The 21,163-nt window shown below is 60.3% G+C and carries 11 protein-coding genes; 10 read left to right on the top strand and 1 reads right to left on the bottom strand.

The features are described from left to right. Window positions 1–705: 705 nt before the first annotated feature. Complete coding sequence (locus AC5S26_RS19565; RefSeq protein WP_494186605.1) at window positions 706–2,340, bottom strand: glycosyltransferase family 4 protein; 1,635 nt, start codon at window positions 2,338–2,340, stop codon at window positions 706–708. A 117-nt stretch (window positions 2,341–2,457) separates the two neighbouring features. Between AC5S26_RS19565 and AC5S26_RS19560 the strand changes: the two genes are divergently transcribed. From AC5S26_RS19560 to AC5S26_RS19515, 10 genes are all read left to right on the top strand, one after another. Then, entirely contained in the window at window positions 2,458–3,291 is an 834-nt protein-coding gene (locus AC5S26_RS19560) for a sulfotransferase (protein WP_494186604.1), read from the top strand. Beyond that, the gene (locus tag AC5S26_RS19555) at window positions 3,288–4,094 is read left to right on the top strand and encodes a thioesterase II family protein (protein WP_494186603.1); all 807 of its coding nucleotides are present in this window, start codon (window positions 3,288–3,290) and stop codon (window positions 4,092–4,094) included. The genes AC5S26_RS19560 and AC5S26_RS19555 overlap by 4 nt, the downstream gene beginning before the upstream one ends. A gap of 252 nt (window positions 4,095–4,346) precedes the next feature. Next, window positions 4,347–4,640, top strand: a complete 294-nt coding sequence (locus AC5S26_RS19550) for a DUF6072 family protein (protein ID WP_494186602.1) — start codon at window positions 4,347–4,349, stop codon at window positions 4,638–4,640. A gap of 89 nt (window positions 4,641–4,729) precedes the next feature. Next, window positions 4,730–5,188 carry a DUF6072 family protein gene (locus AC5S26_RS19545; RefSeq protein WP_494186601.1) on the top strand — a complete coding sequence of 153 codons (459 nt, stop codon included), beginning with the start codon at window positions 4,730–4,732 and terminating at the stop codon, window positions 5,186–5,188. Window positions 5,189–5,228: 40 nt separating this feature from the next. After that, a complete protein-coding gene (locus AC5S26_RS19540) occupies window positions 5,229–5,438 on the top strand; it encodes a hypothetical protein (protein ID WP_494186600.1) in 210 nt (69 codons plus the stop codon). Continuing rightward, entirely contained in the window at window positions 5,435–7,492 is a 2,058-nt protein-coding gene (locus tag AC5S26_RS19535; RefSeq protein ID WP_494186599.1) for an ABC transporter ATP-binding protein, read from the top strand. Before AC5S26_RS19540 ends, AC5S26_RS19535 begins: the two co-directional genes overlap by 4 nt. 87 nt (window positions 7,493–7,579) lie before the next feature. After that, window positions 7,580–9,673, top strand: a complete 2,094-nt coding sequence (sbnA, locus tag AC5S26_RS19530; protein ID WP_494186598.1) for a 2,3-diaminopropionate biosynthesis protein SbnA — start codon at window positions 7,580–7,582, stop codon at window positions 9,671–9,673. Then, window positions 9,670–13,668 carry a hybrid fatty acyl-AMP ligase/type I polyketide synthase gene (locus tag AC5S26_RS19525; RefSeq protein WP_494186597.1) on the top strand — a complete coding sequence of 1,333 codons (3,999 nt, stop codon included), beginning with the start codon at window positions 9,670–9,672 and terminating at the stop codon, window positions 13,666–13,668. The genes sbnA and AC5S26_RS19525 overlap by 4 nt, the downstream gene beginning before the upstream one ends. A 2-nt stretch (window positions 13,669–13,670) precedes the next feature. Beyond that, on the top strand, window positions 13,671–16,901 hold the full coding sequence (locus AC5S26_RS19520; protein ID WP_494186596.1) for a type I polyketide synthase: 3,231 nt from the start codon (window positions 13,671–13,673) through the stop codon (window positions 16,899–16,901). Further along, window positions 16,898–20,860, top strand: coding sequence for a type I polyketide synthase (locus AC5S26_RS19515; protein WP_494186595.1), 3,963 nt, complete (start codon window positions 16,898–16,900; stop codon window positions 20,858–20,860). Before AC5S26_RS19520 ends, AC5S26_RS19515 begins: the two co-directional genes overlap by 4 nt. Window positions 20,861–21,163: the final 303 nt, after the last annotated feature.

Genomic DNA, 21,163 nt, shown 5'->3' with positions numbered 1-21,163 from the left:
ACTCACCACGTAGATCGAGATCTTGGCCAACTCGTTCCCAAATGGTGTCGGATGGTGCGCTGTAGTTCCAGTACCCGTCTTGCTTTTTAAAAACGTCAGCAACACATCTGAGTACACCGTACGGTGCCAAAAAAGTGGTTCAGGGAACTAACTGGTCTGTTCCGCGCACAAGGTGAAAGCTGCTATGGATGAGCACTCAGATTTGGCGGATGCTACCTTAAGTGCCCATTGAAGAACAGGATGATCCAGGTTCCGCGGGGAGGAACCTCGCCAAACGATCCTAGATGGACCCTGCTCTAGACTCCCTGCGTTTGGCTTTGATCTACAAGATCGTGAATCTTCGCATTTATCACTCCGCAGGACAAATAGAACGGCGAACTTAAACACTGAATTGTCAGCGAATTGCTGGCTGCGGTATACGACCAAGATATTGTTATCCCGCCTTGTGTCGCTTGACCGTTCGTCCCATCAATCTCGATGCCTTGGTTTTTTGCGGCAGCCACCAAGCACGCAAATTGGGCTGGAGAGATATTGTTGAATTGTTGAGCCGCGCATTGAGCCAAGAAACACCTCCTAGTGACAACTACTTCTAGTTACTACCACACACGCCTGAGCCGGAAACGTTGACGTGCCAGGCGTATATAACCCCTCCATTGTGTAACCTCAAAGGTCAAACTTAGCGGAGCATTCGCCGGCGTCTTTGCCTCAATCATTATTTCGGCCTTCAGGCAGACGCTCCAATCGCAGGTGGTCATACTTGATCAGCCACAGGAGATGATTGCGAAAGACGTCCACAGGCACGCCGAGTACTGACGACGCAGCCGCTTCCAGCTCCCCCACAGTCGAAGCGTTTGCTGCGTATTTCATTACGAAATTCAGAACATCCGTCGTAAGAAACCCCTCCAGCTCCGGATAGAACGAAATTTCCCGGGACGAACCGCTGATAATCCTTGTCGCGGAGGAAAGCATTTGCGTTGAGTAGTGCTGAAAGGTCTTGCAATATTCGGGCCGGAACCATGATTTTCCTGCGGGCCTGTGCGGCGCCGCCGCGGCCTGGCGATGAAGCGTTTGCCAGAGCTCGAGATGCTGCGCAATCACGCGCCGCCAATCGAAGAGAGCTTGTGAGCGACGGCGTCCGTTCGCGCCCCAGGTGCGACGAAGCTCTTCATCGCCGATGAGCCGGGTCATCGCGGCGGCCATCGCTGGGACATCGACAGCAACCGATTGCGCGATCAGAAAATGGTCGACGAGCCACTCTGAGACGCTGGAGTAATCCGACACCATACGGTCACAGTCCATCCAGTACGAAGGCACGCGAAAGCCCGTCTCTTCATGCACGACCAACTCCTTGTACCCGTCCCAGTCCGAGCAGACCACCGGCAGCCCCGAGGACATGGCCTCCACGATCGACTGGCCAAAGGTCTCCTGCAGGCTGTCGCTGGGAGAGACGAAGAGGTCTGCGGCCGCATAATAGGCCGCCACATCCGTGTCCGGAACATCGGTGCGAAGAATGACTCTGTCCGAAATTCCCATCTCAGCGGCGAACTGCCGCACCCTGTCCGAGTACTTGTGAAAGCTCTCCGAACCGGCTAGCACCAGCGAGGTCTTTTGACTGGAGTCATCGAGGACCTTCTTGAACGCTAGTAGCAGAGGAAAGAGATCCATCTTGTCGTAGTGAGAGAACCTCCCGAAGTAGAGGGCCAGCACCTCGTCCGCGGGCAGTCCCAGACGGCTGCGCAGTTCGGCCTTGTTGCCAGGCCGAAAGACTTCGGTATCGAGTCCTAGGGGGATTACATCCAGCCGCGCCTCGCACGAGAGATCGATCTGCCGCTCTTCGCGGAACGATGCCTGAAGATACGCGATCCACTGCCGCATCACAGTTCGGGCCGACTCCGTAGTGCAGAGGATTGAATCCCATGGGCGAGTCCCAAGCAGCATCGTTCCCAGCACGCGAGGCAGAAACGACTGATAGCTGATTGTGTGCGTAAGTCCGGTGATGGGAAAGCTCACTGCGCTCAACCGATTGCGAAGGTCCGTCCATGGCCCGATGTCGGGAGACCACAAGTTATGAAACGCGTGATAGCTATGGCGAGACGTCTCCCTCTCAAACTGGCTGATAGGAAGTAGCCGGATGCGCGGGTCTGAAAATAACAGACCGCCCTGATCGGGCTGCGGCGCCGAGCCGCTGTAAAAGAAGTGGAGCTCATCGAAATCTCCAAAGCGCAACAAGGCTTCCACAAAGCGCCGGAGAAAGACGGTCATCCCATAGATCCCCTCGGGAGGTACAGAAGAAAAACCAGACAACTCCATTGGGCCAGCAAGCGTTCCGAAATATTTCATGCATCTCCCTGAAACTGCTCAACCGGCTCAGGCTACCATTTGATTCATACTTCCCTGTTATCGTGATAGAGTCTTCGCGAGAAGACCCGATCCGTTCGCTGAGAGGTAAGAGGATCCATGAAGGTATTTTGCGCGGGGTTGTTTCGTACGGGCACCACAACCATGCAAGAGATGTTCGCCAGGTCCTTCTCTTCCGATCATGAGTTCCGGCTACAGGACCAACTCAACGTCTTCGAACGGCGGCTCCTTGGCACCATCTCTGACGCGGAGATCCGTGAATTCATTCATACGCGGAACGCCGCCAAGCCCCTCGACATGGACTCCTGTGGAGCACACTTCAGCATTGTGGACTTTCTTGTCGAAGAGTTTCCCGATGCAAAGTTCCTTCTTACTCTTCGGGATATCTATTCGTGGATGAACTCCTGCGTCGGGAAGCTGCTTGGTGATTTCACGGGCGGCTGGGGCAGTCGTGCCGGCGCGCTGATGAACTGCCTCGATGTACTACCCGACGGCAGTTTTCTGCTGACGGATGAACGAAGCATGAAGGTCCGTCTGGAGCAGATGGCGAAGATCTGGACCGGAGTAAATCAGCGAGTCATCGCCGCTGTACCGAAGGAACGGCTGCTGATCGTCCACACCGAAGAGCTAGTGGAACGAAGCGGGGAGATCGCCGCGTTTTGCGGCATCGATCCCGATCTGCTCGATCCGATCCATGCAAACGCAGGCCTCAATGTGAACTTCCTCCAGTGTTTTGACTCCGAACAGATCGAAGAGCTGGTGCAGATGCATTGTCGCCGGCTGATGGAGGAGCACTATCCGGCGTTAACGCTGGCCCGCTATGCCGCCGCGAGCAAAGAGGTACCCTGCCCGGACTGCCACGAGCTGGCCCGTTATTTCAGCGTGCGGGAAGTGGTTCCAACCGAGTTTGTCCAGACCAGGTTTCCCGTATGAAACCAGCCGCCTGGGTGCGCATTCCAGCACCGAGACCCGCGGCTTCGGCTCGTCTGTTCTGCCTTCCGTTCGCGGGTGGAGGCGCATCTGTCTACAGGCAGTGGTGCAATCACCTGAAGGAATCCATTGAGGTATGCCTCATCCAGCCGCCCGGACGCGAAGACCGGCATACAGAGGCGGCTTACACGCACAGCAATCAAATGGCGGAAGCCATCATTGCGCAGATCCGGCCACTCCTTGACAAGCCCTTCGCCTTTTATGGACATAGCCTGGGCGCATTGCTGGCCTTTGAAGTCGCCCGGAGATTGAGCGCGGCAGAACTGCCTGCTCCTTCCGTGCTCTTCCTGGCCGCCCACCGCGCTCCGCATCTACCTCTGATGCGGCGGATCTTCTATAACCTGCCCGACCACGAACTTGTCGCCGAGATACAGCGCCTGAACGGGACGCCCGCAGCCATTCTGGAAGACCGCGAAATGCTGCGCTATTGGCTGCCCATCATGCGGGCGGACCTGCAGATATGCGATACCTATGAGTTTGTAGCTGCTTCGCCACTGAGCTGTGCAGTGGTAGCTTATGCCGGCGCCGATGACAAGGCGGTCCCGCCTGAACGCATGCAAGGTTGGCAGGACCATACGACGGGCACATTTGCGCTGCATGTGTTTCCCGGCGATCACTTCTTTGTGCGCACGGCACAGGCCGCGCTCCTCGAAGCCCTGGAAAGGCATATGGGAGAGCCATCTGAACAACTGCAGGCCCTTGGGGTTCCGGATGCGCCAGACACTGCCGTCAGGTCGCGGGGCTAGAGCATTTCTCTTGATGTTGTGTTGTTGGATAGATCTTCGAAGCCGTTTTCATAACAGGAAAACGGCGCAGGCATTCCCCTGCTTCGAAATACACCTTCAGGGGAATTGATTTAATGACCGGAAAAACCTCCGGTTCAGCCGAACCAAGATAACGTCTCCACGCCGTGAAATTTTAGTATTTTCCATTTCCATATTTGCCGAATTCTTCTGCTACACTCCTCGTGCAGCGTAAATGCAGAGGAGGAACGTTCAATGGCAGTGAACAACGCTCAAGCCGTGAAAACTGGGGTTCAGTTCGCAGGCGAAGTAATCATCCCCGGTGGAAGCAATCTCGTTAGTGGTGACTACAAAACAGGCGGCATCTACGCGGCGCTCGGATTGGCTGCAAAAGCCATCTTCGGTGTTCCGGGCCTGTTGGTTGTTTCGGCAAGCTCCCTTACGAACGCGGTGACAGGACGGAATCTGATCGACTTCGTGAAGTCCGTGCCGCCGTTAGAACTCGACGAACCCACGAGCAAGCCAGCCTCCAAAAGGGCCGCCAGGTAGCTCTCTTCCGTTTCTTACTCTAGTCATGTACTTCAAGGATGCAACTTCATCCTTGAAGTACGTCAATCTGTTTCCCGGATCGACCCCCCATGCCTCGAGAATTGCCCGAAGACCCGGTATTGGACAAGCCGCTGCAGGCTGGGCTTGCATTTTGCGGAGAATACCTTGTTCCCGGCGGAAGCCATCTGGTCCAGGGAGACCTGAAAGGTGCGGCGATCCACGGAGCCTTGGGCTTCGCAGCCAGCATGCTCTTTGGCTTTCCCGCGCGTCTGCTATTCTCTGCCAACTCTTTGCGAACGGCCCTGGGCCGCAGCCCAGTCGTCGCGCCGAAGACGGAAGCAGTGGGCACTCCTGCGGCTGACGCCGCGCGAGAGGTTCCGAAGCCTGCGGTAGCAGCCGTCACGAAACCGCCTTCCCCTCCCGCGCCGCGGAGCCCTTCCTTGCGAAAGACTGTCGTAAAGACGCGGAGCAAAGCTGCCGCTCCGAAGCCAGCAGCAGCAACCACAAGGAAGAGGACGGGCGTTCGTTCTCGAAAATCGACATCATAGCTGACAGCAGAAATACCACTTGAAAGAAGACCCCTCTGAGATGAAGAAGAGCAGTTATCTACTTGGCATTGCCTCTGGCGTTGTTGTAACCGCTTACTGGAGAACGATCCTCAAAGAAGGCGTAAAGGGTGGCGTCCGTGTAGGCCGGGTGGTGAAGCGAGTTTCGGCGCAGGCAATGGAAGAGATTGAGGACGCCAACGCCGAAGCGTTGAGCGAGTTGGAACAGCAGGATCTCAAGGCAGCTAAGTGACTGGGTCACGCCGAAACCAAAACTCGAAGAAACCGCCATTCAAGCTGAGATCGGCGATTCCGGGCCGGGAACGATGGGATGTAGAAGCGATCGTCGGCAAGGCGAATCGAGCCAGACGGCTGGAAGAGGCGCTCTCCCGTGCACCGCGGGTGCGGCAGGCGCATGCCAACCCACTCTCCGGGCGCGTCCTACTGATCTTCGATCCTCAACTGCCTAAGCTGAATGTCCGGACGCTGCTGACTACGACGCTGCGCGATCTGCCTGAGGTCATCGAGATGGCGCAGCCTCGCGACTCCTCGTCGACGAACTTGCTGCAAATTCTGAAGGCCTCCACCCCGGATCGCAAAAAAGTGGGCGCAGCCGTCTTCTTTTCGCTCGTCAGCTTCGCGATCCATTTCTGCGAAGGCCTTTTTGTCGTCTACACCATTACGAGCCGAACTAAATCGCTCAGGTCCGGAGCCGAGGTGAAGCAAAAGCCTCTCTCCGTTACCACGACGGCAATCTGGAGCGTGCTTCTCAACGCCGCCGATACGTGGGCTCGTCAGGAGCGGATGCGCCGCTGGCAGGAGCTCGGTCTGGAGATACGGCAGGCCCTCCGCGCTCGCGTCATCTCACAGATCACCGAAGAAGACCTCGCCTACTTCGATGCGCACTCGACGGGTGGACTGATCAACCTGATCTCCGAAGACACCGCCAACATCGGTGAGCTCGTTACTCGCGGTTGCGAGATGGCGGTCGACAAGAGTCTAACCGTGTGCGTAGCCGGCGGCATCCTTGTGTATTCGTCTCCCCGACTCGCCGCGCTCAGCTGCGTCCCGCTGCTTCCGCTGTTTGCCCTGCCGAAGTTCTTCGGCAAGAGGATCTCCGATGCCTTTGCGCGCCGGAGCGAATCGAGTTCCCGCTTCAGCGAAGCCCTAGGAAACAGCCTTGCCGGAATCATCGACATCAAGAGCTTCACGGCAGAAGCTGCCGAACAGCGACGACTCAGGCTGATCGAGGCTGACCTTGCGGACGCATCGCAGGCGGCAAGCGACCTTTGGTCTCTACAAAGCGGGATTGGCCGCGGACTCTACTCCGTGGGAATGTCCATCAATGCGGCCTACGGCGGGAAGCTCGTGTCGGACGGAACGCTGACGGAGGCCCAGTATCTCCGGGCCGTCTACATGTTCCCTCGCCTGCTGGATGCCGTCGACGGCATGGCGGAGGTGGGACGGGTGTATCAGAAGGCGCTCAGCTCCGCGAACCGGTTGACCGAGGTGCTGAACCACGCGCCCACCATCCTGAGCGGGCCGGTGAAGCGCACCCGCGGCGACTTTGCCGGAGAGATCATCTTCGATAACGTCACCTTCAGCTATCGCCCTGGGATCAAAGTGCTGGAAAACGTCTCATTTCAACTGCGCCCGGGGCAGACGCTTGGCATCTGCGGCCACACCGGCTCCGGCAAGAGCACGCTGCTTCGACTGCTTATGCGCTTTTATGAGGTCAAAGAGGGCCGCATCCTTCTCGACGGACGGGATATCCGCGAACTCGACCTTCATGACCTACGTTCGGCTGTGGGTCTGGTGAGCCAAGACGTGTACCTCTTTCAGGGAACCATCCGCGACAACGTACTCTATGGCCAGCCCGATGCCTCGGACGATGAGATCAGAGAAGCGCTCTTCGAAGCAGGCGCGGAGGAGCTGGTGGCCACCTTGCCCGGCGGCCTGCAGGCGGATGTCGGCGAGCGCGGGCGGAAGCTCTCCGGAGGAGAGCGTCAACGCATCGCCATCGCCCGAGCGTTGCTGAAGCAAGCACCTGTGATGGCCTTCGACGAGGTCACCTCACAGCTGGACTATGACACCGAGGCTACAGTGCAGCGCTCGGTGCGGAAGGTGACAGCCGATCGAAGTATGCTGACGGTTGCTCACCGGCTTTCTACCATTCGAGACTCCAATTCCATTCTGGTTCTCGAACGGGGTAAGGTCGCAGAACAGGGCACACACGAAGACTTGGTAGCAAGGAACGGCTTATACGCCTCCCTTTGGCGGTTACAGACCGGCGACATGAACGCATAGGATCGCCTGCTGTACCACCCGCTATCTCCAAACATCTGCTGGCATGCACTCTTCCCTCTCCCTTTTCCTTTCCTTGGAGCAAGTGAAATGAGAGATATTGCTTTGGCGCCCGACGGTGGACTTCTGTCCACTATCGGCAATACACCCCTGGTCCCGCTGAGACGCCTCTTTCCCGGCATCGCTTTCGATCTTTATGCCAAGCTGGAGTTGCTGAATCCTGGCGGCAGCAGCAAGGACCGCACCGCTCTCTCGCTGCTGCGCGAAGCATGGGAAGAAGGGCGCGTCACGTCCACGAGTACCATCGTCGAATCGAGCTCCGGAAACCTCGGCATAGGCATCGCCCAGTTCTGCACATACATGGGCCTGCGCTTTATCTGCGTCGTGGACAGCCGGACCACACCGGTCAACCTGAAGATCCTTGAAGCGTATGGCGTCGAGATCGATATGGTGCGCGACTGCGACGCGCCGAGCGGCGATCTCCTGCGTGCACGCATCGCGCGGGTCCAGCAGCTCTGCGAAGAGATTCCTGACAGCTTCTGGCCCAACCAGTATGCCAACACGGCCAACTCGCGAGCGCACCAGACAACCATGCGAGAAATCTATGAGAGCCTCAAGGGCAAGGTGGACTATCTCTTTGTGGCCACGAGCAGCTGCGGCACGCTGCGTGGCTGCGCGGAGTTCCTTCGGGAGGCCGGCGCCTCCACCAGGATTGTCGCCGTCGATGCAGAAGGAAGTGTTATCTTCGGAGGCCGCCCGGGACGTCGCCTCATTCCCGGGCACGGAGCCTCGCGCGTACCCGAGCTCTATCAGCCCGATCTGGAAGATGCTCACCTGCGGGTCTCCGACCTAGACTGCGTTACCGGCTGTTACCAGCTTCTTCACCGCGAAGCGATCTTCGCCGGTGGCTCTTCCGGTGGCATCGTCTCCGCCATCGCCAGGATGAAGGATGAGATCCCGGCAGGCAGCACCTGCGTCATGATTCTCTGCGATCGCGGCGACCGTTATCTCGATACCGTCTACTCGCGCAAGTGGGTGGAAGAGTCCCTGGGCCAGGTCGACGTGGGACGTCCATCGGCAATGGCCTCTCGGGGCCCCAGCAACGGCAGGTTCACTCACGTGCCTGCGCTCGAGCCCGAGACCAGACCCGGAATGCTGATGCTCCGCGGCGAGGAGATTATCCGGCTGCTCGAGCATCGGGAGCGCGAGATCATCAACACCATTCGTGATGCGTACATCACCCGCGAGAGCGGAGGATACAGCCTTCCCAACTGCGAGTACCTGCGCTTTCCCGGCAACACCGTCGACCGCATCATCCCCAAACCCGCATATCTGGGAGGACCATTCCAGGCCGCCGGCATCAAGTGGGTTTCGTCCTTCCCCGGCAACCTGGAGGACCGCCTCGAACGAGCCTCCGCGACTCTGATCCTCAACTCCGTCAAGACCGGCTTCGCCGAGGCGATGATGGAGGGCTCCGTCATCAGCTCCTACCGGACGGCAGCCAGCGCGGCCCTCGCCGCGGACATCCTTCATATGGGGAAGAGGGCGGATACTCTGGGAGTGATCGGCTGCGGCCCGATCAACTTTGAGGTACTGCGCTTTCTCCTCTACACACGCCCCGAGGTGAAGGAGATTCTCCTTTACGACGCCGATCCGTACCGGACCAGGCAGTTTCAAACTCACTGCCGCTCCTTCTGTGACGGTCGTACGGTCACTCAGACCACGCATGGGCAGCACGTTTTGGAGCAGGCGGACATCGTCTCCATCGCAACGAACGCGGTAACGCCTCACATCGAAAACTTTGCCGGCCGCGGAGACGATCTTACCTTGCTGCACATTTCACTGCGCGACCTTACACCGCATGCCATCGCCCTGGCAGACAATATCGTCGACGACATCGACCATGTCTGCTCGAATGGCACATCGCTGGACCTGGCGGCGCGTTCCCTCGGCCATCGCCGCTTCATACGCGCCACGCTCGGGGAGATCCTTCTGGGCAAACAGCCGCCTCGCAGCAGCGTTGGCCCACTGGTCTTTAGTCCCTTCGGCCTCGGCATCCTCGATATCGCCATGGGTTGTCTCGTGCGCGACTTCGCAGTCGCTGCCCACGCGGGCACCGCCATCGGAGACTTTCAGCCCGTGCCGTGGACACAGCGTTCCTATGGAGCCGTGATACAGCGATGAACCCCATGATGGACACACAAGCCGGATGGGCCGCCGTGACAGAGGTACTCCGCATGCACGCGGAGCGTATTCCCGATCGCACGCTTTATCTCTATCTTGAAGACGGTGAACGGGAGTCGGCGCGCCTGACCTATGGTCAGCTCTATGCGAAGGCTCTTCACATCGCGGCGAAGCTCAGGACCATGACCGCCGCTGGAGATCGGGCGCTCCTGCTGTATCCTCCGGGACTTGAGTTCATCTGCGCGTGGATGGGCTGCCTTTATGCCGGCGTCGTTGCCGTGCCTGCATATCCGCCAAGAAAGCATCGCGCTTCGCAGCAGCGTGTGCAATCCATCGTGGAGGACTGCTCACCGGCCATCGCTATGCTGGACTCCACGACCTTCCAGGCCCTCGAGAAGCGGTCAGAAGGATACTTCGCCACGCTGGCACTGGAGTACCTCATCACCGACGAGGAGTCTGAGGTTGCTGCAGACGGTAGACCCTCCACCGTGATCGCTCCCGAAACGCTGGCGATGCTGCAGTACACCTCCGGCTCCACGGGGACGCCGAAGGGAGTCATGATCTCCCACGGCAACATCATGGCCAACATGGCCGCGCTAGTGGCCGCCGGGCGAGAAGATGCGGAGGCCGTTTATGTCGGCTGGCTTCCGCTCTTCCATGACATGGGACTTTTCGGTCATATCGTGCATCCACTCGCGCTGGGGGCGACGTGCGTCCTGATGGCCCCCGCTGCCTTCGTGCAGAAGCCTGTGCGCTGGCTGCGCGCGATCACAACGTTTCGAGGCACAGCCGCCGCTGCGCCTGACTCCGCCTATCTTCTCTGTGCGCGGTCCGTCTCGGAAGCCGACAAGGAGAGCCTGGATCTCAGCAGCTGGAAGCTCGCTTATAACGGAGCCGAACCCATCCGGGCCGAGACCGTCGAGCATTTCGCTGCCGCATTTGCCTCCTGCGGGTTCAAGCCGGAGGCAATGTATCCGGTTTACGGCCTCGCGGAGGCTACGCTCTTCGTCACCGGCAATCCTGCAGGGGAACCTCCGGCGCTAAAGACCCTGAATGCAGCCGAGCTCGATCGCGGGGTCGCTTCCGCACCCGCAACCGATACAAAGACACGCACGCTGGTCTCATGCGGACACACCTGGACAGAACATCAGATTCGTATCGTGGATCCGGTGACATTGCAACCCTGCGTCGCAAACTACTGCGGCGAGATCTGGATCACGGGCCCTTCCATCGGAGGGGGTTACTGGAACCGTGCGGAAGAATCGGAACGGACCTTCGGTGCCCGCATCCCCGGCGATCCCCGGCCCTATTTGCGTACAGGCGACCTCGGCTTTCTCGACGGCACTGATCTAGTCGTCACCGGCCGCAGCAAAGACCTCATCATCGTAGCGGGCCGCAACCTCTATCCCCAGGATATCGAGGCCACCGCGGAGAAGAGTTATCCAGCGCTCGTTACAAACGCCTCCGCGGCCTTTGCGCTCGACTCCGGAGAAGGAGAGTCAGTCGTGATCGTGTGCGAGGTCCGGCGCGACGCGCTCCGCATTCTGGATAGGGAGGCCGCGTTCCAGGCCATCCGACAGGCCGTGGCTGAAGAGCATGAGATCCACCTGAACGCGGTGGTCCTGTTGAAGACCTCGACGGTCCCCCGAACATCCAGCGGGAAGATTCAGCGTGGCGCTTGCAAAGCAGCCTTCCTCGCGGGCCAAGGGCTCGACATCGTAGGTGAGTGGCGTCAGCCCAGTACGCAGGAGGATACCTCTTCCACATCGGCGGGCATATCGGAGTGGCTGGTGGAGTGGATCTCACAGCGCACCGGGCAGCCCTCCTCCGGCATCGACGTCCACGCACCGTTCAGCGCCTTCGGCCTGGGCTCTCTGGATGCCGTCGAGATGTCGGGAAAGCTGCAGCAGAGGCTCGGACGAAACCTCTCGCCCACGCTCGTCTATGACTTCCCCAGCATTCATCTGCTGGCTGGCCATCTTGAGCAGGGGTCCTCACGGCAGACGCACGCGCACCCGTCGATGACCACGACACGCGACACAGCCATCGCCGTGGTCGGAATGGGATGCCGCTTCCCTCATGCGCAGAACCCCGATGACTTCTGGAAGCTTCTGGTCGAAGGGCATGACACCAATGAAGGAAAAAGGCCGGGCGGCCTGCGGGACGTTGACCTGTTCGACGCGGACTTCTTCGGCATCAACGCCCGCGAGGCCGAAGCGATGGACCCGCAGCAACGGATGCTGCTTGAGGTGGCATGGGAGACGCTGGAGAACGCCTGCGTCGTACCCTCTACCCTGGCGGGAACGCGCACGGCTGTCATTGTCGGCATCAGCAACGCCGAGTATGCTCGCCTAGCCACCGGCGAGGAGGCGACTGGTCCCTACATCGCCACGGGAAATGCGTTGAGTGTAGCGGCGAATCGGATCTCCCATGTCCTAGATCTCCGCGGGCCAAGCTGGGCCGTCGATACCGCCTGCTCCTCGTCATTGTTCGCGGTGCACCAGGCACGTGGCATGCTTCTCCGTAACGAGTGCGATGCAGTGCTCGCTGGAGGAGCCAACCTGATCTTCACGCCCCAGCTAAGTGAGGCGTTCACCCGCGCGGGCATGCTCTCGCCCGACCGCCAGTGCCACACCTTCGACGAAACTGCCAACGGATATGCACGCGGTGAGGGCGTGGGCATGGTGCTGCTCAAACGCCTGCAAGATGCCGTGGATGCGGGCGATACCATCCTGGCCACCGTTCACGGCTCTGCCGCGAATCAGGATGGACGCAGTCATGGCCTTACAGCTCCCAACGGTCCCTCACAGCAGGCAGTGATCCGCGAGGCCCTTGCCATGGCGGGAACCGCTCCCGGAGAAATCGGATACGTGGAAGCACACGGAACGGGAACGCCGCTGGGCGACCCCATCGAGATGAACTCCCTGATTGCGGTCCTCAAGGAAGCCCGCACGGCAGAGGCACCCTGCTGGATTGGCTCGGTGAAGACCAACATCGGCCATCTGGAAGCGGCTGCCGGCATCGCGGCCTTCATCAAAACCGTCCTGACGCTGCAACATCGCCGCATCCCGGCCCATCTGCACTACAACAAGCTCAACCCTCACATCACTCTCGACAGCTCGGTCTTCCGCATCCCCACACAGACGATCGAGTGGCCGTATGAAGACGGGCGGCGGCGAGCTGGTATCAGTTCCTTCGGATTCGGCGGCACCAATGTTCATCTCGTTCTTGGCGATGTGCCGCCGCAGGACGACACGGCGCGGTCGTTGAACGAAGGACCTTTCACCATCACCATCTCCGCCAGAACGCCGCAGGCGCTTCGAGCGCTTGCCGGGCAATATGCCGCCTACATCGAGTCCCATCCAGACGCACGCCTGGACGATTTAGCCTTCTCGATCGCTCATGGACGAACACGCTTCGAACAGCAGATGACGGTTACGGTCTCGACCATCGAGGAACTTCGCACTGCATGGTCCGACATGCAACATGGAACCGCAATCAGGAATGAACCTTCAGAACGTCAGGAGACGATTCCTTCCCTCGGCCGCAAGCTGGCGCTTCCGACCTATCCCTTTGAGAGAAAGTCTTACTGGTTCCAGAAGCGAAGCTCCACACATCCTCTGCTCGGCCGGCAAACGGAACAAGTACCTGCCGACAGCACCTGGACGTGGCACTCCGCCTTCGATGGGCCAGAGTCAGCCTTCCTCAAGGGCCACAGGCTTATGGACGCCACGGTGTTGCCGTACTCCGCCTATATCGAGATGGCCCTCAGCGCTGCGTCGCAGGCTGTGGGAGAGGGCGCGTTCACCATCGCCGGTCTCAACCTGCACAGGCCGCTGGTCCTGCGTGAGCGAGAGCCGCGGAGTGTGCGCACCGTCCTCAGCCGGAGGTCCGATACGGACCTGGGGTTTGAGGTCTACAGCCAGACGGGCGCGGCAACCTCGACCTGGCATCTGTGCGCGAGCGCCACCATTCTGAAGCAGGGAGGGCAGTAGCGATGAAGTTCAGCCTCATGTTCTTCGCCAGCAGTGAAGAGGCCCTCTCCGGCAATAAGTACAGGCTGGTCATGGAGAGCGCGCGCTTCGCCGACCTGAACGGCTTCCACAGCGTATGGCTGCCAGAGCGGCACTTTACCGACTTCGGCTCCCTATATCCAAATCCCGCCGTCCTTCACGCGGCGCTTGCGGTTTCGACCCGCCAGGTGCGCTTAATGGCGGGCAGCGTCGTGGTCCCGCTGCACCATCCCATCCGCATCGCCGAGGAGTGGTCGGTCGTCGACAATCTCTCCAACGGACGCGTCGGCATCTCCTTCGCACCAGGATGGAACCCCGGCGACTTTGCGCTGGCTCCAGACAAGTATGGCAACCGCGTGGAGGATATGCTCTCCGGCATATGTACCGTGCAGTGCCTGTGGCGCGGTGAGACCATCGATGCAGTCAACGGGAACGGTGAGCCGGTCCGGATCAAAACCTATCCGACACCTAAACAACCTGAGCTGCCCACGTGGCTGACGGCCGCGGGGAATCCAAAAACCTTTGCGAAGGCAGGAGAGATCGGCGCAAACCTGCTCACGCATCTTCTCGATCAGGACGAGGAACAGCTTGCCGCCAAGATCGCTGTCTACCGCGAGGCGCGCGCCAACAGTGGCCTCGATCCGACGACCGGCATCGTCACCGTCATGCTCCACACCTTCGTCGGGGACGATAAAGACCTGGTGCGCGAACAGGCACGCGCTCCGTTCTGCAACTATATCGCCAGCAACATCGGACTCCTGAATGGCCTTGCACAGAGCCGCGGACACCAGGTCGATGTGCGCTCCATGCCCGCGCAGGAGCTCGATACCTTTGTGCAGTTCCTCTATGAACGATTCGCGGAGTCGCGCGGCCTCATCGGCACTCCCGAAAGCTGTCTCGGCCTGGTGCAGCGGCTCAAGGCCGTCGGAGTCGACGAGATCGCCTGCCTGCTCGATTTCGGGCCTCCCGTCGACCTTCTACTCGAAAACCTCACCCACCTGCAGCGTCTGAAGAGTCTCTACCTCTCCGAGACGAACCAAGAGAAGAACTCCGGCTTCGATCCCTCCGCTGTTCAGGCCCGATGCCACGAAGAGATCTCGGCCTCCGGCTTCCAGCAAACTCTCCACTCCATCGGCCTCCGCATTGAAGGGGAGTTCGACAGCATTGAAAGAATCTGGCGACGTGAGGGCGAAGCTCTGGGACGCGTCCAGGTGCCGGAGACCGTCTCCTCGTCCGGATTCCAGGTCCATCCGGCTTTTCTCGATGCGTGCAGCCGTGTGCTGGCAGCCGCGATGGAGATCGACGCCTCCCAAACGAATGAGCTTTATATCCCCGGCGGCCTTGGACTCCTTCGCATTCACGCGGACGTCTCATCGCTCAAGCACGTCTGGAGCCATGCTGTTCTGCGTCCAGCCAAAGATGGCGTCGAAGGCGATATCCGCGTCTATGATCTCGCGGGCAGGCTTATCCTTGAGATCGACGGCTTTCGCCTGCATCGCATGGAGACTACAGCGAAGACCATGGACTTCGCGCACCTGCTCTATCGCCGCAGTTGGGTCGCCGCCAAAACCCCCAACACAATCTCCATAGACCGTGCGGGCGCATGGCTCATCCTCGCAAATCGCAGCGCTCTTGCCTATGAGCTCCTCTCTTTCCTGCAGAGCATGGGGGATACCTGCAACATCGTCGCGCCTGAAGAGGGCCGGGCTTGTCTCATCGACCGGAGCTTTGCGTGGAAGGGTGTGGTCTGCCTTCTCCCCGACTCGAACATTGCCCTCTCCGCCGTTCAGGCCCTGGCAGATGCAACGGTCCCTCTCTGGCTTGTGACGCAGGGCGCGATGCCGCTGCTCGGAGGCGCCCCCTCCTCCATACAGCAGGCAGTGATTTGGGGCTTGGGACGAGCGCTTGCGGTGGAACAACCGGCCAACCGGGGAGGGCTCATCGACCTCGATCCCGAAGGGTCCAGCGGCGATGATCTCGGCGAAGCCATCCGTTCCTGCGGGGACGAAGACATGATCGCGTTGCGCGGCGGGACACGATATGTCGCACGCATCACGCGTGACGACTCTATACTCGCGGAACCATCGAAGCCTCTGCAGTTCGAAAAAGACGCCACATACCTTGTGACAGGCGGCTCCGGCGGGCTGGGCCAGCAGATCATCAAGTGGCTGCAGGCAAAGGGCGCCGGGAATATCGCCATGCTCAGCCGCAACATGGCAGCGTCTTGTCCCGACGGAGTAACGGTCTTCCGTTGCGATGTTGCTCAGCGTAACGACGTCGCCGCTGCGCTCGATCAGATCAGGCAGTCCATGCCTCCTCTGCGGGGAGTATTTCACCTGGCAGGCGTACTGGACGATGCCCGCTTGACGGACCAGGACATCCATCGCTTCCAGGCCGCGGGCGCTGCCAAGAGCACCGGTGCATGGAACCTGCACGAGCTTCTCGCCGATGCGGCTCTCGACCACTTCGTTCTGTTCTCCTCGATGGCGTCTCTTGTCACCATGCCGGGACAGGGCAACTACGCGGCCGCCAATACCTCTCTCGATGCGTTGGCGCACCTGCGACGCGCGGAAGGTAAGGCCGCGCTCAGCATCAACTGGGGCCCATGGTCCGGTGCCGGCCATGCCTCCACCACCTACGGAAGGCGCGCGCATGAGACGCTTGCCGCTCTCGGCATCGCCCCGCTCGATCCGGAGCTTGCCCTCGCCGCGCTTCAATTCCTGATGGAACGAAACGTCACGCAGACAGGCGTCGCACAGGTTGATTGGCAGCGGCTCTTTGAAAACGATCCCCCAGCCGCGCAGTCTCCACTGCTCTCGAACTTCGTTCAAACCGGACCGCAGGAAACACTGGCCGACACCACCCTCATGCAGGAGCTTCGTAACTGCGCTCCAGGCACTCGTGCGTCTTTTCTGATCGACCTTCTGTCGTCGATCCTCATCGATATCCTGCGCCTTCCCCACGATCTTCCGATCGATCCCACGCAGTCGTTTTTCAATCTGGGTCTCGATTCGATCCTCGCGCTCGAGTTCACCACCCGCATCTCTGCCGCCTTCGGTAGACCGTTCCCGGCAACCATGTTCTTCACCCACTCCACACTCGAGGCCTTGACAGCCCACATCCTCAACACCCTGTCGCTTCAGGATGACGAGCCAGAGGCGATCAGCGAAGACGATCTCGCGGCGATGATCTCTGAGGAGATCGGCCGAATATGAACCAGAAGAGCACAGACGCCTTGGCATCCGCGCTCGCGGAGCTCCGTCAACGTCGCGCGGAGATCGAGGCGCTGCGGGCATCGCGGTATGAGCCCATTGCCATCATCGGCATGGCGTGTCGTTTCCCGGGTGACAGCGATACCCCGCAAAAGTTCTGGCAACTTCTTAAAGAGGGCCGCGATGCAATCGTCGAAGTTCCCCGCGACCGCTGGGACATCGACGAGTACTACGACGCCGATCCATCGGCCCCGGGAAAGATGGCTGTGCGCTCCGGCGGATTCCTCTCGCACGTCCACGACTTCGACGCGGCTTTCTTCAATATCTCGCCCCGCGAAGCCACCTTTCTCGACCCGCAGCAGAGGCTGCTGCTCGAGGTCGCATGGGAGGCGATCGAGAATGCCAACATCGCCAGCGACCGTCTTCGGGACTCTTCCACCGGCGTCTATGTGGGGATTACCTGCTTTGATCACGCCATCGAGATTGCGGCCACCGGCGGACGCTCCAGCAGCTATCTCGGCACCGGAAGCGCTCTCAACATGGCAGCGGGAAGACTATCGTTCGCGCTCGGTCTGAACGGCCCCAGCATGGCTATCGATACGGCCTGCTCGTCATCTCTGGTCTGCCTGCATCTCGCCTGCGAGAGCCTGCGCTCAGGCGAGACCCGTATGGCGCTGGCCGGGGGGGTGAACTTGATGCTTTCTCCCGAGGTGATGGTCAGCTTCTCGCAAGCGCGCATGCTCGCGGCCGATGGGCGATGCAAGACCTTCGACGCAGGCGCCGATGGCTATGTCCGAGGAGAGGGCTGCGGCATGGTACTGCTGAAGCGGCTCTCGGAGGCCGTGACCGATGGCGACCGTATCCTGGGAGTCATTCGAGGTACCGCCGTCGACCATGGAGGAGCTAGCGGTGGCCTTACCATTCCCAGCCGCACCTCGCAGGTGAGGGTCATCCGCCGCGCTCTCCAGCAGGCGGGAGTTTCGCCCTCCGAGGTCAGTTACGTTGAGGCACACGGGACCGGTACCTCCCTGGGAGACCCTATCGAGATGGAGGCTCTGACAGAGGTCTTCGGCAAGCGGGACGGCTGGCTCATGACTGGATCGGTCAAGACCAATATCGGCCACCTCGAATCGGCCTCCGGCATAGCCGGTCTCATCAAGGTCCTGCTTGCGTTCGAGCATGAGCAGGTCCCTGCGCACCTGCACTTCCACAGGCCGAATCCGCATATCCCCTGGAACGATATTCCGGTCCGCGTGGCCGCTGCGTCCTTCGAGTGGCCGCGGGGAGCAGTCAAGCGCATCGCGGGCATCAGCGCCTTCGGCTTTAGCGGCACGAACGCACACAGCATCGTGGAAGAACCGCCTGCGTTCACCCCTGCAACCGGAACAACCCGCAGCATCCTGCCGCTTTCCGCCCGCTCGCCCGCAGCTCTCCAGGCCCTCGCGCATACTTACGAGGCAATCCTGTGCGATATCCCAGGCCACCAGCTCCCTGCACTCTGCAGGGCAGCGGCAGCAGGCCGCAATCACTTCACCTATCGCCAGGCACGTGTTCTTCCCCATGGCCTGGTCTACCGTGCAGCTTCGCGAAGCACCACGCCTCCGAAGACGGCGTTCGTACTCGCCGGCACACCAGGAGTCTGGGCGCGCGAGCTTCATGCCGCCGAACCCGTCTTCCGCCAGGCCTTCGATCGCTTTGCCCAGGCCGAGGCCTTTGCCGCATGGTATGCGTGGGTAGAGCTATGGAAGTCGTGGGGGATCCGCGCATCGGCGTTTCTGGGTGCCGGAGCGGGAGCCTATGTCGCTGCGTGCCAGGCGCAGGCGATCAAGGCGGAGGACGCTCTGCTGCTCTTCAACGCCGCCCCCGATCTGTCCGAACTGCGCACCCTGCTTCAACGTATTCCGGTCTCGCAGGGCTCCGCCGCTCTTATGCCGGGAACAACGCTGGTCGAGCCTGAATACTGGCTCCAACAGAAGACCGCCCCCGCTACCTGCCGGGAGATCAAAGAGGCGGTGCGGACGCTTCCCATCGAAACCCTTCTACCGTCTCCTCGCTCGGGCAAGGCATTGGAGCGCAGCGTCGCGCGGCTCTACGCGCAAGGACAAAACTTCGATTGGGCGGTCTTCTTCGGCGCTGCGCCGCAGCCGCCCATCACACTTCCCAACTATCCCTTCAAGCGCCAGCGCTTTCAGCTGCCCGGACTCGCCCGCAAGACAGATCACAGCCCGAAGGACCTCTATTACCAGGTGCAATGGGAGGCTGCTCCTCTGCATCCAGTCCTCTCTCTCGCACGCGCCAGGGAGGATCACTGGCTGTTGGTCACCGGCGAAGCGGGCAAGGGAGAGACCTTCGCGGTTCTTCTGCAATCCCTCGGCTGTTCCGTTCAGGTTCTAGGCGATCTCGCGTCTTTCCCTGTTCTCGGATCGCGCACGCAGGTTGTCTTCTTTGGCGATGCCTGCGAATCCTTGCTCCTGGTGGCGCAACAGATCCTTCGCTCTCAACAGGCAAGAGGATCGAAGCTTTGGGTCATCACCCGGGATGCCGTCGAAGCAGGGGATGTCCCCGCGCTTACCGGGCTTGCCCAGTCGCCTCTGTGGGGGCTGGCGAAGGGAATCTCCATCGAACATCCGGAGATCTTCGGCGTAGCAATCGATCTCGATCGCGAAGGCGCTCCGGACGAAGACGAAATGCTTCTTACCGAGATCCTGAGTGCCAGCCGGGAAGACCAGGTGGCCTTCCGTGATGGGTCTCGCTTCGTACCTCGCCTTTTGCGGACGCGTGCGCCAGCGGTCTCGCCGCTGCGCGTCGAGGCTAACGGCCTCTACCTGATCACGGGCGGCCTCGGACAACTCGGTTGCCGAACGGCCCGCTGGCTCATCGGTCGCGGCGCTCGTTCTCTTCTGCTCACCGGCAGAAGGCCGCCTGAGGAATCGATCCTGGAAGGCCTTCGTCATCATGGAGCCGATGTCCGTTACGAACAGGCCGACATCGCGGATGCAAGCGCCATTGTTGATCTTTTCAAGAAGATTCGCGAAGGCCATCCACCGCTGAAGGGCATCGTCCATGCCGCCGGCATTCTGGGCTATGAGCCGCTTGCGCAGATTGAGCCCTCGACGCTGGCCGCCGTTCTGCGTCCCAAAGTAGAGGGCGCATGGGAGCTTCATCGACAGAGCCAGGGTCTCGGCCTGGACTTCTTCCTGCTGTATTCGTCCATCGCCTCCGCCTGGGGATCAAGCGAGCAAGCGCACTACAGCGCGGCCAACCGTTATCTCGATGCGCTCGCTCATTACCGGCATGGTCTCGGACTGCCCGCGCTGAGCATCAACTGGGGCCCGTGGGAAGGCGGCGGCATGACCTCGCCAGAGGCGGCCACCTTGCTCTCACGTATCGGCGTCAGGGTCCTTGCTCCGGAGCGCGCCCTGGAGGCACTGAACCATCTGCCGGCGGTCTCGCAACTGGCCATCGCTGATATCGAATGGCATCGGTTCCAGGGCACCTATGAGGCCCGCGGGCCAAGGCCCTTCATCGATCACGTACGACCGGATATTCACCAGCCCAGCGAGCCTGAGCCTTCCGAACGAAAGGCCGGAAAGATCTTCACCGGCGACAGAAGCTCGCTCGTGGAAGCCCTCGAGAGGGAGGCAGCCCACGTGCTGGGGTTCGAGTCTGCACGGCTCGACCGCGACCTCGGGTTCTTCGAGATGGGCATGGACTCGCTCCTTGCGCTGGAGTTCCGAGGTCGCATCGAAAGCTCACTCGGCATCGCCGTACCGGCAACGCTGCTCTTCGACAGCCCTTCGATTCACGCGCTGGCCGACTCGCTTCTGGACGAGAAGACGACACCGACGTGGGAGCCGGAAGATACAAGAGTTGCCGAAGCCGCTCTTCGAACACGGATCGAACTTCTATCGGAGGAGGATGCTGAAGTTTTATTGCTCGAAAAACTTAAGCTTCTTGATTGAAGCAAAAAAATTCCCTTATACTCCAGCTACATTTTCCCTAAAGGTACAGGTGGATCTATAACTGCCTGACCGTGGACTTTCTCTCTCTCCCAAACAATTCATAGGTATCTATCACTCATCGGATCTGCAGTGTCAACGCCACGTAGAGGGGCACCTGGACTCGTCCGGCTCTCTCTATGGCATGGACAACGGAAGCAGGATGACCGCCAGGCAGAATCGGTGACGCATGGACTTGCACAACCTGATCAAAGCCAACGTGCTACATTGGCTTTCCCAGACATAGAAAGCAGAGCAGGAATTCTA

The sequence above is a fragment of the Edaphobacter sp. FHG110511_03 genome, from assembly GCF_059115365.1.
The sequence above is the reverse complement of the archived record's forward strand: the minus strand, read 5'-3'. Positions and strand labels throughout refer to the sequence as shown.

Excerpts from the sequence above, each read along its gene's own strand:
- AC5S26_RS19550 (WP_494186602.1), top strand. The coding sequence starts at position 4,347 with ATGGCAGTGAACAACGCTCAAGCCGTGAAAACTGGGGTTCAGTTCGCA.
- AC5S26_RS19515 (WP_494186595.1), top strand. The coding sequence starts at position 16,898 with ATGAACCAGAAGAGCACAGACGCCTTGGCATCCGCGCTCGCGGAGCTC.
- AC5S26_RS19540 (WP_494186600.1), top strand. The coding sequence starts at position 5,229 with ATGAAGAAGAGCAGTTATCTACTTGGCATTGCCTCTGGCGTTGTTGTA.
- AC5S26_RS19525 (WP_494186597.1), top strand. The coding sequence starts at position 9,670 with ATGAACCCCATGATGGACACACAAGCCGGATGGGCCGCCGTGACAGAG.
- AC5S26_RS19560 (WP_494186604.1), top strand. The coding sequence starts at position 2,458 with ATGAAGGTATTTTGCGCGGGGTTGTTTCGTACGGGCACCACAACCATG.
- AC5S26_RS19545 (WP_494186601.1), top strand. The coding sequence starts at position 4,730 with ATGCCTCGAGAATTGCCCGAAGACCCGGTATTGGACAAGCCGCTGCAG.
- sbnA (WP_494186598.1), top strand. The coding sequence starts at position 7,580 with ATGAGAGATATTGCTTTGGCGCCCGACGGTGGACTTCTGTCCACTATC.
- AC5S26_RS19555 (WP_494186603.1), top strand. The coding sequence starts at position 3,288 with ATGAAACCAGCCGCCTGGGTGCGCATTCCAGCACCGAGACCCGCGGCT.
- AC5S26_RS19565 (WP_494186605.1), bottom strand. The coding sequence starts at position 2,340 with ATGAAATATTTCGGAACGCTTGCTGGCCCAATGGAGTTGTCTGGTTTT.
- AC5S26_RS19520 (WP_494186596.1), top strand. The coding sequence starts at position 13,671 with ATGAAGTTCAGCCTCATGTTCTTCGCCAGCAGTGAAGAGGCCCTCTCC.